Annotated in this window: 12 protein-coding genes; 10 read left to right on the top strand and 2 right to left on the bottom strand. The window is 70.7% G+C overall.

Features of this window, described 5'->3' with window-relative positions; translation table 11 throughout:
* Nucleotides 1-16 precede the first annotated feature (16 nt).
* Complete coding sequence (locus ACFY2A_RS25770) at nt 17-811, bottom strand: hypothetical protein (RefSeq protein ID WP_363925244.1); 795 nt, start codon at nt 809-811, stop codon at nt 17-19.
* 204 nt (nt 812-1,015) lie between these two features.
* Between ACFY2A_RS25770 and ACFY2A_RS25765 the strand changes: the two genes are divergently transcribed.
* Nucleotides 1,016-1,828, top strand: a complete 813-nt coding sequence (locus tag ACFY2A_RS25765) for a DUF3097 domain-containing protein (protein WP_387175259.1) — start codon at nt 1,016-1,018, stop codon at nt 1,826-1,828.
* Nucleotides 1,829-1,903: 75 nt separating this feature from the next.
* Nucleotides 1,904-3,187, top strand: coding sequence for an AI-2E family transporter (locus tag ACFY2A_RS25760; RefSeq protein ID WP_387175257.1), 1,284 nt, complete (start codon nt 1,904-1,906; stop codon nt 3,185-3,187).
* Nucleotides 3,188-3,258: 71 nt separating this feature from the next.
* Here ACFY2A_RS25760 and ACFY2A_RS25755 read toward each other — a convergent pair whose 3' ends face one another.
* On the bottom strand, nt 3,259-4,578 hold the full coding sequence (locus ACFY2A_RS25755; RefSeq protein ID WP_387175255.1) for a serine hydrolase domain-containing protein: 1,320 nt from the start codon (nt 4,576-4,578) through the stop codon (nt 3,259-3,261).
* 83 nt (nt 4,579-4,661) lie between these two features.
* Here ACFY2A_RS25755 and ACFY2A_RS25750 point away from each other — a divergent pair, with 83 nt between their 5' ends.
* The 8 genes from ACFY2A_RS25750 to ACFY2A_RS25715 all read left to right on the top strand — a co-directional run bounded on the left by ACFY2A_RS25750 (nt 4,662) and on the right by ACFY2A_RS25715 (nt 14,677).
* Nucleotides 4,662-5,132, top strand: coding sequence for an NfeD family protein (locus tag ACFY2A_RS25750; protein WP_387175253.1), 471 nt, complete (start codon nt 4,662-4,664; stop codon nt 5,130-5,132).
* A 4-nt stretch (nt 5,133-5,136) separates the two neighbouring features.
* Nucleotides 5,137-6,246, top strand: coding sequence for an SPFH domain-containing protein (locus ACFY2A_RS25745; protein ID WP_363925249.1), 1,110 nt, complete (start codon nt 5,137-5,139; stop codon nt 6,244-6,246).
* 410 nt (nt 6,247-6,656) lie between these two features.
* Nucleotides 6,657-7,466: a hypothetical protein gene (locus ACFY2A_RS25740; RefSeq protein WP_387175251.1), complete on the top strand. Its 810-nt coding sequence runs from the start codon at nt 6,657-6,659 to the stop codon at nt 7,464-7,466.
* Between the two features lie 281 nt (nt 7,467-7,747).
* On the top strand, nt 7,748-8,761 hold the full coding sequence (locus ACFY2A_RS25735; protein WP_387175249.1) for a hypothetical protein: 1,014 nt from the start codon (nt 7,748-7,750) through the stop codon (nt 8,759-8,761).
* 364 nt (nt 8,762-9,125) lie between these two features.
* On the top strand, nt 9,126-9,980 hold the full coding sequence (locus ACFY2A_RS25730; protein WP_387175247.1) for an L-histidine N(alpha)-methyltransferase: 855 nt from the start codon (nt 9,126-9,128) through the stop codon (nt 9,978-9,980).
* A gap of 13 nt (nt 9,981-9,993) precedes the next feature.
* Nucleotides 9,994-11,493: a class I SAM-dependent methyltransferase gene (locus tag ACFY2A_RS25725; RefSeq protein WP_387175245.1), complete on the top strand. Its 1,500-nt coding sequence runs from the start codon at nt 9,994-9,996 to the stop codon at nt 11,491-11,493.
* 65 nt (nt 11,494-11,558) lie between these two features.
* A complete protein-coding gene (locus ACFY2A_RS25720; protein ID WP_387175244.1) occupies nt 11,559-14,291 on the top strand; it encodes a hypothetical protein in 2,733 nt (910 codons plus the stop codon).
* The gene (locus tag ACFY2A_RS25715) at nt 14,288-14,677 is read left to right on the top strand and encodes a hypothetical protein (protein WP_363925255.1); all 390 of its coding nucleotides are present in this window, start codon (nt 14,288-14,290) and stop codon (nt 14,675-14,677) included. Before ACFY2A_RS25720 ends, ACFY2A_RS25715 begins: the two co-directional genes overlap by 4 nt.
* Nucleotides 14,678-14,735 lie beyond the last annotated feature (58 nt).

Below are 14,735 nucleotides of genomic sequence, written 5' to 3'. Positions count from 1 at the left end.
CTGGGGTGCTGGGGTGTCAGGGGCGGAGGGGGGCGTTGCAGGCGGCGACGAGGGCCTGGCGGCAGGCGGCGGTGAGCGGGCGCAGGGCGGCGTCACGCTGCTGGGCCTCGTAGTTGTTGACCGCGCCGCCGGGTGCCGCGTGCCCGGCCAGGGCGAGCACCCGGTCTAGCACGGCGGCGCGGGCGAACAGCCGGCGCGAGCGCGGGTCGAACCCGGGGGGCAGGTCGGTGGTGCCGTCGGGGCGACGCAACGCCTCCAGGGCGCCGGCCAGCTCCGGGCGCCACTGGGCCACGTCGAGGCGGGTGAGCGCGGCGGTGGTGTCGGCCAGCGCGGCGGCCAGCTCCGCCTCCGCTTCGGCGGCGCCGGGCAGGGTGAGGCAGGCTGCGGGAGCGTTCGCCGGTAGCGGATGCACCCGCCAGAGCACCGTCTCGAAGGTGTCGCCGGAGCCGGAGGTGTGTACGCGTACCTCGGGGATCAGCCCCAGTGGGCCGGCTATCACGGCTTCGCCGGCGAGCAGTGCGGCACCGGCGAAGTCACCCGGGCCGGGCAGGCCGCGCGGGTCACCCGGCGCCGGCAGCACCAGGCGGATCTCGTCCGGCGAGAGCTTGGCCAGGGTGGGTAGCGCCTCCCGCAGCGGTACGTCGGTCCAGGTGCCGGGCGCGTCGGCGACCAGGTGCTCCTCGGTGCCGGCGACGGCGTCGGCGACCTCGTCGAAGGGCACCAGCCCGGCGCGCCACGCGCGCACCCAGGCAACGAACCGGCTCGACCGGCGCGGCGCGAGGATGGCCGCACCCGCAGCGGGGGTGGACATGCCGAAAGAGTACGTGGTGACGCCCGTCCGTGTCTCGACTGCCGCGCCGCCGCCTCCCCGTCGCGCCGATCATGCAGTTGTGGTGGGTGATTGGCCGATGTTCACGGCTTTTGTCAGGTGCCACAACTGCATGATCGCGATCGGGAGGGTAGGGCGAGGTGTGTCGGGGTTGGGGCGTGGTGGTCGCGGGCTTAGCGTGACGGGATGGGGCGGCGGTACGGCGAGGACGTGTTGGCGGGGGACTGGCGGCGGCGGAAGGTGACCCCGGAGGTCGACGCCGAACCGGACCTCGTGGTCGAGGACGCCGAATCCGGCTTCTGCGGGGCGGTCGTCGGATTCGAGACCGGTGCGGTCGTGCTGGAGGACCGGCACGGCCGGCGGCGCAACTTCCCGCTGTTGCCGGCGGCGTTCCTGCTCGACGGCCGCCCGGTCACCCTGCGCCGGCCCACCCGGCCGTCGGTGCCGGCGGCGCGGCGGCGTACCGCGTCGGGCTCGGTCGCGGTGGACGGGGTACGCGCCCGGGTCGCCCGGGCCAGCCGGATCTGGGTCGAGGGCGTGCACGACGCCGCCCTCGTCGAGCGGATCTGGGGTGACGACCTGCGCATCGAGGGTGTGGTGGTGCAACCGCTGTCCGGCATCGACGCCCTCGACGCCGAGGTACGCGACTTCGGCCCCGGCCCGGGCCGCCGGCTCGGTGTGCTGGTCGACCACCTCGTGCCCGGCTCCAAGGAGAGCCGCATCGTGGCCCGGGTCAACTCGCCGCACGTCCTGGTCACCGGTCACCCCTACGTCGACGTCTGGCAGGCGGTGAAACCCGCCGCGCTGGGCATCGCGGCGTGGCCGGTGGTGCCACCGGGACGGCCCTGGAAGGAAGGCGTATGCACCGCGCTCGGTGTCGCCGAACCGGCCGACATGTGGCGGCGCATCCTGTCCCGGGTGAACAGCTTCGCCGACGTGGAAACGCCGCTGATCAACGCGATGGAGCGGCTGATCGACTTCGTGACCGAACCGGACTGACCCGCCGGCCCCGCCGGCGCGGTCGTCGACCGCTACCGTGAACGGCCTGGTCCCTACCACCCCGGGGGTACGCACGTGAGCCGGTTAGGGCAGCTGCGACAGCGGTTGCGTCAGGCGTACGCGACGGGACGCGAGTCGGTGCGTGCGGCCCGTGAGCGGGAGAACGCGCGGCGCGCCGAGCGGGCGGCCGAGCGGGATCGGCTGATTCCGGAACTGGTTGTGCCGGCGGACGACGCGGCGGTGTCCACGACGAGCCGCGACGACGCGGACGTGCCGAGGGGTCTGCGCATCGCCGCCGCCTGGTCGTGGCGGCTCATCGTCATCGGGATCGTCGGCTGGGCGTTGCTGCGGGTCTTCGGCGCCATCCGCGTCGTCATCGTCCCGTTGCTTGTGGCGTTGCTGCTCGCCGCCCTGCTGGCACCGGCAGTCGGCTGGCTGCTGCGCGCCCGGTTCCCGCGTACGCTGGCCACCGCCGTGGTGCTCATCGGCGGGTTGGCCGCGGTGGTCGGCACGCTGACCCTGATGGTCAACGAGTTCATCGCGGGCCTGCCGGAGCTGAGCGCCAGCGCCGCGGCCGGCATCGGGCAGATCCAGGACTGGCTGCGCGACGGCCCGCTGAATCTCTCCGACGGGCAGCTCGACCGGTACATCGAGGCCGGGCAGAACTGGATCAATGAGAACTCGCAGGCGTTGACCAGCAACGCGATCGCGACCGCCGGCACCGTGGTCGAGGTGTTCACCGGCGCGCTGCTGGTGCTGTTCGCCACGTTCTTCTTCCTCCGGGACGGCGACCGGATCTGGCGGTTCCTGGTCGGGATGTTTCCGGTCGCCGCGCGCTGGCGGGTCAACGACGCCGGGCGTGCCTCCTGGCGGACCCTGGTCGCCTACGTACGCGCCACGGTGCTGGTGGCGTTCATCGACGCGGTGGGCATCGGGATCGCCCTGGTGCTGTTCGACGTGCCGTTCGCCTTCCCGCTGACGGCGTTGGTGTTCCTCGGCGCGTTCATTCCGATCGTCGGCGCGACGCTGTCCGGCGCGGTCGCGGTCCTGGTGGCCCTGGTCGACGCCGGCTGGGTTACCGCACTGATCATTTTCGGTGCGGTGATCGTGGTGCAGCAGGTGGAGGGCAACGTCCTGCAACCGTGGATCATGGGTCGGGCGGTGGCGCTGCATCCGTTGCCCGTGGTGCTGGCGGTGACCGCCGGAGTGGTGCTGGAGGGCATCGTCGGCGCGCTCGTCGCCGTGCCGCTGATCGCGGTGCTCAACACCGCGGTGCGTCGGCTGTCCCGGCAGCGGCCGACGCCGACGCCGCCGCCACCGGCGCCGGAGGCGGTGGTGGTCCGCTCCACCCCGGCGTGACGGTCTCGACGCCAGCGTGGCCACCCGCTCGCCCGCCTTCAGCCCCGGCCGGTCCGGGCGCGGCGGGACGCTCAGGGTTCGTCGTCCGGGGTACGGGTGAAGACGAAGGTGGCGATGTCCAGTGCGACCGGGCGGCCCGCCTCGTCGCGCCGCACCGTCAGCACCTCGCCGTGCTCGACGCCGCTGACGCCGCGCCACAGGTCAGGGCCCTCCCGGGCGTAGCGGCTGATCCGGTCGCCGCGCAGCGCGCCGACCAGTTCGCCGGTCGCCCGGTCCCAGCTGACGTCGAGCGCGGTTCCCATCCACCACCAGCGGCCGGTCAGCGGGGCCAGGTCGGCCGGCGGTGGGGCCTCGGCCGGCGTCCACGGCCGGACCGGTACCGGCTCGACATCGAGCACGTGGGTGAGGACCCGGTGACCGAGTGGCCCGATCGCGCCGGTGCGGAAGCCGTACGAGTTGGCGAAGCCGACGACGCCGGTGCGGCTGGGGCGGTGCACGGCCAGCGTGGCGACGTAACCGGGCATCGAGCCGCCGTGCCCGACGTGGACCCGGTCGCCGTCGCGGGTGAGCTGGATGCCGAGGCCGTATCCGCCGCGCCAGGCGTCCAGGTCGCTGAGGATCACCGGTGCGCACATCTCGTCGAGGGTGGCGGGGCTGAGCACGGCCGGATCCGAGTCGGCGAGGAAGGCCGCCCAGCGGGCGAGATCGGTGACGGTGGACCAGAGCTGACCGGCCGGCGCCATCGCCCGACTGTCGGTTCGTGGCTCCTCCCGCAGCGTGTGGTGCCAGGGATGCAGCACGTAGCCCCGGGCGAACGGTTCGGTGGCCGCGTAGGTGGTGCGGTGTAGTCCGAGCGGCTCCAGGATCCGCTCCTGCGCCAGTTGCGCCCAGGGCGTACCGGTGATCCGCTCCAGCACCCCGCCGAGCAGCCCGTACGCCAGGTTGGAGTAGTGCCAGACGCGGTGCGGCGGGTGCGCGACCTTCGCGGCGGTGAACCCGGCCAGCAGGGCGCTCAGGTCGACGCCTTCGCGGCGTTCCCACCACGGGCCGTCGGGTTCGCGTTGCAGACCGCCGGCATGCCCGAGCAACTGCCGTAGGGTGACCGCGTCGGCTGCGGCGGCCTCGGGCAGGTGCCGGCGCAGCGGGTCGTCCAGGGCCAGCCGGCCGGCGTCGCGTTCCTGCATGACCAGCACGGCGGTCATGGTCTTGGTGATCGAGCCGATGCGGTACTGGAGATCGGCGTCGGGGTGCGGCTGTGTGCCGGCGGTGGCCAGATGGGCCAGTGTGCCGTCGCGGACCACGCCGATGATCAGCGAAGGTACGTGGCCGGCGGACTGCGCGTCGGCCACCAGAGCGTCGACGTGCCGGGCGGTTTCGGGACGCAGGGGCACGAAGTCTCCCTCGGTGTCGGGTGGAATCGCTCTAAGATCATGACAGTTCGATGACACGTGCACGGACATGTCACGATCGTTACGTGGATGCCGTGCTGTGGATCGTGCTGGGTGTGGTGCTGGCGGTCGCTGAGATCTTCACGGCGACCCTGTTCTTGATCATGTTCGCGGTCGGCGCGTTCGCCGCTGCGGGTGCCGCCGCGCTGGGTGCGCCGGTGGCCGTGCAGGCGGTGGTCTTCGCGGTGGTCTCCGCGCTGACCGTGTTCGCCGCGCGACCGGTCATCCAACGACACAAACAGACCAGCTCCGACAGCGGCGACACGACCTTCGGGGTCGAGGCCATCGAGGGCTCCACCGCCCTGGTACTTGAGCACGTGGACGCTGACCGGGGCATGGTGAAGATCGACGGCGAGGTGTGGAGCGCTCGCGCCTACGACGCCACCCAGGTTTTCGCACCCGGCGAGCGGGTGCAGGTTATCCAGGTCAAGGGAGCGGTAGCCCTGGTCTGGCGGGACGTCACCACTCCCGGTGAGCTACCCGAAGCGGAAAGGTGAACGGATGGAGTTCGTAGTTCCCGCCCTATTGATAGCAGTGGCGCTGATCGCGGTGGTCACCCTGGCCAAGTCGGTGCGGATCGTGCCGCAGCAGCGTCAGGACGTCGTCGAGCGGCTCGGCCGGTACAAGCGCACGCTGAACCCTGGCCTCAACATCCTCGTGCCGTTCGTCGACGCGGTGCGTACCAAGGTCGACATGCGCGAGCAGGTGGTCAGCTTCCCGCCGCAGCCGGTGATCACCTCGGACAACCTGGTCGTGTCGATCGACACCGTCCTCTACTTCAAGGTGGTGGACTCCGTCCGGGCCACCTACGAGATCTCCAACTTCCTCCAGGCGATCGAGCAGCTGACCGTCACCACGCTGCGTAACGTGATCGGCTCGCTGGACCTGGAGCGGGCGCTGACCAGCCGGGAGGAGATCAACCGGCACCTCTCCGGTGTGCTGGACGAGACCACCGGCCGTTGGGGCATCAAGGTGACCCGGGTGGAGATCAAGGCGATCGAGCCGCCGCCGAGCATCCGCGACTCCATGGAGAAGCAGATGCGCGCCGAGCGGGACCGCCGGGCCGCCATCCTGAACGCCGAGGGTCACAAGCAGTCGCAGATCCTCTCGGCCGAGGGTGAGAAGCAGGCGGCGGTGCTGCGCGCCGACGGTGACCGGCAGGCCCGGATCCTGCAGGCCGAAGGTCAGGCGAAGGCGATCCGTACCGTGTTCGACGCCATCCACCAGGCCAACCCGAGCCAGAAGGTGCTCGCCTACCAGTACCTCCAGGCCCTGCCGCAGATCGCCAACGGCACGGCCAACAAGGTGTGGATCGTGCCGACCGAGCTGACCAAGGCCCTGGAGGGCATGGGCGGCGCACTCGGCGGCCTGGGCCAGATGGTTGGTGACGCGCCGAGCAAGGAGGCCTCCGACGACGCCAGCGCCGTCGAGCGGGAGGCGGCGGAGGCCGCCCAGGCCGCCGCCGCGGCGGCCCAGGAGATCCACAACGAGGTACGCGTGGCCGAGGCGCAGGCCACCGGCGGCAACAGCCCGCAGGGGCTGCCCGCGCCGGAGCCGGTCTCTCCGGCCGCTCTGCTCAACGACACCTCGGATCAGCGCGAGCGCGGCTGACCCGATCCGGTGCCCGGCCCGAACCGCTCCGGCGGTTCGGGCCGGTTCGGCGTTCTGGCCCGGTTCGCCGCCTCCGCCTCCGCGAGACGGCGCGAAATGCCGCAACTCGCGGTCTTCGCGTGGCTGGTGGGTGCGGGATGCCGCAGCTCGCGGTCTTCGCGTGGCTGATCGGCCCGGGATGCCGCAACTCGGGCACCCTGCCGGCGGGGCCCCGGCGGGATGTCTGACCGGTGGTCTCGCGCGGCGTCGGGACCGGGTTTCGCCGGCCGGGCTCGAACCTGACGACAAATGCGAGAAAGGCTCATGAGGCGACCCGGTGCCTGCCACCATCGGTCCTAGTGCGGGTGGTGACCAGGCATCGGGGCGCCTCGGCGTGTCCCGGCACCGTCCGCAGGTGAGCGAGGTGACGCATGGAGCCGGTGCGGCGGCTGTGGTCCACGCCGGAGGTGCCCGGAGCCCACGACCCGAAGGGGCCGGTCGGCACCCGGCGTACCGGCGGCGGGTTCGGCGTCCTTCCCTTCATCGACGAGCCGGCACCACCCGGACCCGCCACCAACGCCAGCTGGGCCTGGTCGCTGCGGCGGCTGGCCCGGGCCGCGGTCTGGCTGCTGCCGGCGTACGCGATCCTCTACGGCGCGGTGGCGATGGCCAGCGACGGCGGGGTGGGTAACGACCCGTACCCGGCCGACGGCCGGGCGCTGTACCTGATCGGTTGGGTGGCCGCGGTCTGGCTCGGCCTGCTGGCCCTGCTCGGGCTGACCGGGCTGCTCGCCGCCACCCGCAGCCGGCACGCCGCGGTGGCCGGCCTGCTGGTCAGCATCGCCGGGACGGTGCTCATGCTGCCCTTCGCGGGGTTGTCCGAGCAGACCCCGGTCTTCGGCGCCACCGCCCGGTCGCTGGTGCTGGTCGGCGCCACCTGCTACAGCGCCGGCTGGCTGCTCACCGGATGGGCGGTGGCCCGCTCGGGGATGTTCAGTATCGGTGACGGGGTGATGCTGATGATCGCGAGCCCGCTGCTCGGCCTCGGTGGTGCCTTGATCGGCTCGTTGCAGACCTTCGGGGCGATCTTCGTGTTGATCTCCGGCATTGGCATCTGCTACCGCTCGGGTCGGCTGCTGCCTCGGGAGATTCTCCAGGACGCCACCAGCGCCAGCGTCGCCACCGTCGGTCCGTCCGGCCCGCTCGGCCCGGGCGGCACCGGCCCGCTCGGCGCGGCCTGACCGCGTCGACCGGAGAGGAAATGACGGTGGCCGGGGACTGGATTCGACGGTAACCCGACGCGCGAAACTGTCGGATTCCGGACCCAGGGCTATTCGTATCGGCGGGCGTCGCCCTTCTTCGGGCGGGAACGGAAACGTTTGATCGGGCTACCGGGCAGTTCGGTGGTCGCAGGGGCCGTTCGGCTGTTGTCGACGGACATTTCCCCGAGGTGTTCCCGTTCATCGCCATGGCACCATGGGTGCTCATTTCCCGCTGGTGAGATATTCATGGAGCCGATGCTGTGCCTGCGTTGTCTCGACTGACCGTGCTGTTGTGCGACTCCGTTCCCGCCGTCCGGCAGCTCTACCAGGAGTTGACCAACAGCCCCCTGGTGGAGCGGGTGGTGGTGGAGGAGAGCCTCGACGAGGCCGAACGCGCCGTCGCGAACGACAGCTTCGACGTGGTGATCGTCGATCCGCTGGCGACCGGGCTGACCCGTACCGGCGACCTGGCGCTCGGCTGGTCGGCGGCCGGTATCGCCGTCGTGCTGTACGTCGACCTGGCGACGGTGGAGGACCACGCGGCCATGTTCTACCGGGGGGCGCGGAGCGGGCTGAAGGAGATGTACGCCCTGGACAAGCGGACCCCGGCGCAGATGCTGGCCGCGGAGACCGAGGCGATGCTGGTCAAGTGCCGGGATTTTCGGTTACTGGCCACCGGCACCTCGCGCACCGGTCGCTTGCTCGACCGGGTCAGGGACATCGCGGCCGACACCGGCGACGACACTCTGGAACAACTGATCGAGGACGTCGACGAGACCCGCAGCCTGGAGGCGGCGCGCTCGGACCTGGTGCGGCCGACCAGCACACCCGCGAGCGTCTTTCTGTCGTACCGCTTCGCCGAGGAGGACGGCTACGTGCGAGGGCTGTCCGGCCTGCTGGAAGATCGGGGATTCACCGTTGTCACCGGCCGCCGGGCCGACGGGTACGTGGGAGCGGCGGTGCTCAACCGGATCCGCGAGTGCGAGTTCTTCGTGTCGCTGATGACGAGGGCCCGGCGGTTCGCCGGAGACGAGGAGAGGTACGCCACGAGCGCCTGGCTGATCGAGGAGAAGGGTGCCGCGCTCGCGTACCGCAAGTACATGGTGCTGCTGGTGGAGGAGGGTGTCGACGACATCGGTGGGCTCCAGGGGGACTGGCAGCGACACGTGTTCACGCCGACCACCTTCACGGCTGCGGCTCGTGACGCGGTCGCCCAGCTGCTCGAACGCTGTGGGCGCGGAGATGCGCCGGAAGGCGCGGGCCAACCGCGGTGATATCAACCATCCTCCGTTCGGCCGAAAACCGCTCAACCGATCGATGGATCTCATTGCAGCATTATCGTGTTAGATAGTTCCTTGGTCGGCGTACGGATTGCAGATTGCGAAATGAGGCGCCAGAAAGGGTGCGTGAGGTTGCGGCTCACGCTTATTGTCGGGTAATCGGCGGTTGGCTCTGACCTCGTCGGAGGACGTTGTGGCAGAGGCGAGATGCGCGCATGGTGTGACCGGTGACGCCGGGACGCTTCGTTCATCGTCGTTCGCGGGACGCCGGCTCTTTTCTCCGACCCGCTCCGCGCCGCCCTATTTCGAGCGCGAGCCGCATCGCGCGGCCGTGGTGCGGGCCATTCGGGTCGGCCAGGTGCCACTCAAGTTCGCCTACGCCGGCAGCGCCGCACACACCCACGACGCGTACGCCCGATCCGCCGGCTACCTCAGCATGCTGACCTCGGCCCGGCACGAGGCGGACGCCCTGGTCGCCACCGGCGTGGTGGCTGCCGGGGCGCTCGCGCTGGCCGAGATCGGGCCGGGCAACGGCGGCCGCAGCCGGGCCTTCCTCGACCGGCTGGCCGACCGGGGACTGCCCTGCCAGCGATATCTGGCACTCGACTTCAGCGAGACCCTGCTCGGGCTCGCCTGCGCCCGGCTCGCCCGCTTCGCGGGCGACCGGATGAGCGTTGACTCACACGTGTGGGACATTGAGCACGGCACCTCCGGCAGCGTGGAGCGGTGGCGAGTCGGACCGGGCCCCGTGGTGGGCTGCCTGCTGGGGCACACCCTCGGCAACGTCGAGAGCCCCGTCGAGGTACTCGCGAACATCCACGACGCGTTGCGTACCGGTGACGTGTTGCTGCTCAGCGTCGCTCTCGGTGCGGCGGGCTGTCCGGCGCCGGACACGGCCCTCGCCCCGTACCGGTCTCCGGAGTTCCGCGACGCCGCACTGCAACCGCTGCTGGCCGCCGGCCTCGCCGAGGCCGATCTGGAGTTCGCGCTGAGCTGGCGTGACGACGTGGTGGTGGGCGAGGCGGTGCTACGTCGGTCGGTGTGTCTGGACGGCGTGCCGCTGCCCGCCGGGCACCGCATTCGCTGTTTCCAGTCCCGCAGGTTCCGTACCCGTGACGTCATCGTTGCCGTCGGGGAGGCAGGTTGGCAGGTCCGCGACGCTGTCCAAGCACCGGGTGGGACCCACCTGGTCGTGACAGCGTCGTGGCGGTGAGGGAGGGGCCGGGATGACCGAGCCTGGAAATGCCACGGCACAGGTGTCGCCCGCCGATCTGATCGAGCGGGCCCGTCGAGCGAACGTGTTCTTCCGGGCGTCCTACGAGGGCACCGACCCGCAGAGCGTACGGCTGCCCGGCGCCGCGGTCGACGAACTGATCCAGGGCCTGGCTTCCGGCGTGCACCGGGAGCTGTGCCAGATCGTGCCCTACTCCGCGGTCGGTCGGCCGGCCGACCTGTTCTCCCGGGCGGTGTTCGGGCAGTTGGCGCGGCGCGCGACGATCCGCCGGATGTACCTCGTGCCCGGCGAGGACGTGGGTAGCGCCGAGGTCGACCGCCAGGTGGACGAGGACCGCCAGCATCACCTGCACCCGGTGAAGGTCGCGGTGCGCATCGGTGGTGAGGCCACCCAGGTCCCGATGACCGGCATGTGGCTGATCGACCGCCAGGTGGTGGTGCGTCAGGAACTGGGCCGCGACGGCATGACGTCCTGGGTGGTCAGCCGGCACTCCGAGGACGTGGAACGGGCCAGCCTGCTCTGGGAGGCCCTGATGCGCCGGGTTCCGGCGAACCGGGAGGAGCAGCCCGCGCCCGGACCGGAACTCACCGGCTCCCTGCTCCAGTCGGCCAAGATGCTCTACGCGATGGCACCCATGTCGTGCGGCCCCTCGCACCAGGACAGCGCCAACTGTTCCTGGTACCACTCGGCCTGGCAGTATCTGCGGCTCTTCGACATGGTGAGCAGCCCGCAGTGGCACGCGGAGTTCTACAGCCGACGGCTTATCGAGGCCGTACGCGGTGGCGCCCGGCGGGTGCTGATCAGCGGCACGGCCGACTACACGACGCTCGCGTTCGTGCTGGACGCGATCCGGTCGGCGACCGGCGAGCTGCCGGGCCAGTTGGACGTACACGTGGTGGACAAGTGCCAGACCCCGCTGCTGGCCTGCCAGTGGTACGCCAGACAACTGGGTACCGAGATCCACGGACACAAGGCCGACATCACCTGCCCGGAGGCGGTGCGTCAGCTGACGGCGGACGGAAAGTACGATCTGGTGGTCGCCGACGCCTTTCTGACCCGCTTCGACCGGACCACGGCGGCTACCGTGATCGACAGTTGGTCGGCGTTGCTGCGCCCCGGGGGCACGGTGGTCACCACTGTGCGGCTGCATCCCGGCAACGAGTGGCCCAGCGCCGACGAGCTGGACAACCGGCACCAGGTGACCGACCTGGTCGACGACTTCGAGTTGCGGTTCCGTGAGCGTGCCGCCAGTTGGCGCGGGCTGCTCCAGGTGCAGTTGGAGGAGTTGTCCGTGGCGGTGCGTCGGTACGCCACCCGGATGGTAAGTCACGATCTGGGCGACGCCGACGACGTTCGTGCGGCGTTCGGCCATCGGGGCTTCACCCTCGCCGAGACCGACGTCGGCGAGGTCGACGGCGAGTTGGTACGCACCAAGTACCTCCGGCTCTGCGCCGCGCTGTCCCATGACGACAGTGCCCGACTCGGCGGTTAGCATCGAAAGTGTCCCGGTGACCGCCGGTTGACCGAGGGTGAGCCGCCGGAGGAGGGGGTACGCCGGTGACGACGGTCGAACCACCCGCCGGCTGGAAAGCGGTGAGCGCCCTCGGCTCGGACGCCACCATCCTCGAACTTCTCGATGCCGCGCGGCTGGATCTGCTCGCGCAGACGGCGCTGCCGAACGGCAGGCGCGCGGCGCTGCACGTCTCCACTGAGGTGACCAGGCAGTTCGTCAACGGTGTGCATGGCCTGATGGTGCGGGTCGAGACTCCAGGTGAGCCGTTGCAGGTGTGGCTTCCCGAAGCGGCGGTCCGGGTCGCCGCCGTGTCGGTCGGCGTCTCCCCGCTGGTGCTGCTGAGCTACGCCCTGGTCGAGTGGGGAGAGACGCTCGGCGACTGGTGGCAGCCCAAGCGGGTCGGGCACGCACAGCTTCCGAACCAGACCACAATGGACTATTACGCCCGTCTGCATCGGATCACCCCCAGCTCGATCAAGGTCGACGAGATGCTGGAGGCGGGGCAGGACGTGGTCGTGGTCGGTGACCACGGTTGTGGCAAGTCGGCGCTGGTGGCCAATGTCGTCGAGCAGCGGTTGGCCCAGGGCGACGGGGTGGTGTGGCTGAATCTCAGCGACCCGGCGGACGGGCCGGCGTCGATCGTGCTGGCAATGCTGGAGCAGGAGCGCAGCCGGTCCGGCACGTACCTCGTGGTGATGGAAAATCTGCACGCGAACCTGCCGGTGCGCAACGAGCTGTTCGACTGCGTGGAGCGGCTGCGCAGCGATTTCGGTCTGCACCTGCAGGTGCTGGCCACGAGCTGGAAATCCGCCGCCGAGATCCTGCGTCGGGGCGAGCCGGCCCGAGCCCTCACACCGGTGCTGGCGGAGGGACGGCAACTGGTCAACCAACTCCTGGTGGACAGCGGCATCGATGAACAGCGCTGGCCGAGGATCCGTTCCCTGGCCCGCGAGGACGCCCACATCGCGCTCACCGCGATCGAGTTGTCCGACGCTCTGGGCCGGGTACCGACGGAATCGGACCTGGAGGAGTACTACACCCGCGAGGTGACCGGGACGGGACGGCAGGAGGCCCTGTACCGGTTGGCCTGCCTGGGCATGCTGGAGTTGCAGATGGCGGTCCGCGAGGCGGGGCACCTGCGGGAGCCGTTGCAGCAGCTGCGGGACGCCGGGCTGGTGTTCCAGATCGACGGCGCGTACCAGATCGGTTCGCGGCGACGAGCACAACTGGTCATGAACCGGGCCCGCAACCAGTGGGACGCCGACCGGCGGTGGAGTCGTCCGGAGCGGATCGTCTGGCTGCACCTGCAACGCGGCGGCGACCGGCTGATGAAGGCCACGTTGAGTCGGCTGGACAGTCTCATCTCGCCCGACGAGGTCCGCCGGGACAGCCTCTACCTGGTGACCACCTGGGACACGCTGACCCGGCTCGGCCGTTCGTTGAGCCAGCGCAGCGCCGAGGACTCGACCTGGAGCGACAACCTGGGGGCTGGGGTCTTCGCCGCCAGCGCCCTGCATCAGCTCAGTCACGACGAGGCGTGGCAGGCGATCGCCGACTGGGTGCGGGAGCGGTGGAGCTACCACGACCCGGGCTGTGCGCTTCCCGAACCGGTGGGGGCGGTGACTGCCGACTTCGCCGACTTCGAGGAGATCCAGCGGTCGATGGCCCAGGAGGACGCGCTGCTGGGCGGGGCGCCGCACCTGGCCGGCATGACCGCTGACGAGCTGGACCCCGACCGGATGTACCGCAACTGGGTGCTCGGTCTGCTGCTCGGCTTCGAGGGCTCCGCGCCGGCCCGCTTTCGCAAGCAGGACCGGATCGACCAACTCGTGGAGGTGGCGGCCCGGGCGCAGGAGGCCGACGGCAACTTCTACCCGGCCCGGGTGCCCTGGGTGACTGCCCGGGTGGTCCTCGGTCTGTGCCAGGCCAACCTGCGCGTCGACCATCCGGTGGTGCGCGACGCCTGCAACTGGCTGCTGCGCCGGGTGGCCGAGGGCGGGCCGTTCGACAACTGGTGGCGCAGCGGCACGGGCACCTGGAACCGCGACGAGGCCACCACCGCGATGTGCCTCAGCGCCCTGGTCCGCGCGGGCACGCCGATGCACCAGGCGATGGAGACCGCACACACCTGGCTGATGGGTCGGGAGCAGGAGTGGACCGTGGCCGGTCGCGAGATCGACCTGTCGCAGGTGCTGGAGGCGAACCTGCTCTGCACGGAAGCCGCCGCCGGCACCCGCGACCACCTCCAGACCCTGTTCCAGCGGGTGCTGCGGGCGATGCGGACCCCGACCCTGCTGCCGACCGCCCCGGAGGAGCGGCTGCGGATCCCGTTCGTGGCCGCGCAACTGGCCGACATCGTCTGGCGGATCGTGCAGATGGAGAGCCTCAAGCTCATCGGCGAGGTGCTCAACCACGGGCGGCCCGACCCGGCTGAGCCCCGGACGCAACCCGTCCTGCCCGAGACTGTCCTGACGCCGACCGGTGTACCGCTGACCACCCAGCAACTGCGTGCCTGGCGGCGTGGCGTCGAACAGATCGAAGGCACCATCCGCGAGCAGATCGCCAAGCGGGACGGGACGGTGCAGACGCCGGCGGTACAGGAGAAGCTCCGTGAACTGCTGGGTTACCGGGCAGAGCTAACCGCCCTCGCCACCGAGCTCGACAACAACGTCAGCGTGGACCTCCTGGAACGCATCGAGGCACTGGGCAAGCGGATCTGCGGCACGGCCTGGCCCGACCTGCCCTGGCCCGAAGCGCCGTCGGAGGCGGGCCGGTGAGCGTCGCGATCCCGGCCCCGTCGACCCTGAACTTCCTCGCCGGGCTCTTCGCCGGAGCGGGGATCAACATGCTGACGTCGGTGTCGACGGGGCCACCGGACCCGCAGGTGTCCACTGCGAAGGTGGCGCTGGACGCGGCGCTCTGGGTGGTTGCCGCGGCCTTCACCACCTGGGCGGCGCACCTGTTCCAGGCGGCGGAGCGGGAGGCGGACCTCTACATCGACCGTGACTTCAGTGAGGCAGAGAAACAGGAGATTCGGCAGGAGTATCTGAGCCGCGCGTTGCGTCGTGCCCGGTTGCCGCTGGTCTCGACCGTGCTGTCCCTGGTGGGCGCGGTGCTCCTGCTGCCGGGTTTGATCAGCTGGCATCGGGTCTTCGGGGGCTGAGCAGCACGGCGGTGGCTGGCAAATAGCGGTGAATTGCCTGACAACTGGCCGATTGTGG

The sequence above is a fragment of the Micromonospora sp. NPDC000442 genome, from assembly GCF_042898635.1.
In the GTDB taxonomy this organism is placed as follows: domain Bacteria; phylum Actinomycetota; class Actinomycetes; order Mycobacteriales; family Micromonosporaceae; genus Micromonospora.
This window is presented reverse-complemented; position numbering and strand designations above follow the sequence as displayed.

What these genes read in the sequence shown, in the direction of transcription:
- ACFY2A_RS25770 (WP_363925244.1), bottom strand. Translation starts at nt 811, where the DNA reads ATGTCCACCCCCGCTGCGGGTGCGGCCATCCTCGCGCCGCGCCGGTCG.
- ACFY2A_RS25765 (WP_387175259.1), top strand. Translation starts at nt 1,016, where the DNA reads ATGGGGCGGCGGTACGGCGAGGACGTGTTGGCGGGGGACTGGCGGCGG.
- ACFY2A_RS25745 (WP_363925249.1), top strand. Translation starts at nt 5,137, where the DNA reads ATGGAGTTCGTAGTTCCCGCCCTATTGATAGCAGTGGCGCTGATCGCG.
- ACFY2A_RS25740 (WP_387175251.1), top strand. Translation starts at nt 6,657, where the DNA reads ATGGAGCCGGTGCGGCGGCTGTGGTCCACGCCGGAGGTGCCCGGAGCC.
- ACFY2A_RS25725 (WP_387175245.1), top strand. Translation starts at nt 9,994, where the DNA reads ATGACCGAGCCTGGAAATGCCACGGCACAGGTGTCGCCCGCCGATCTG.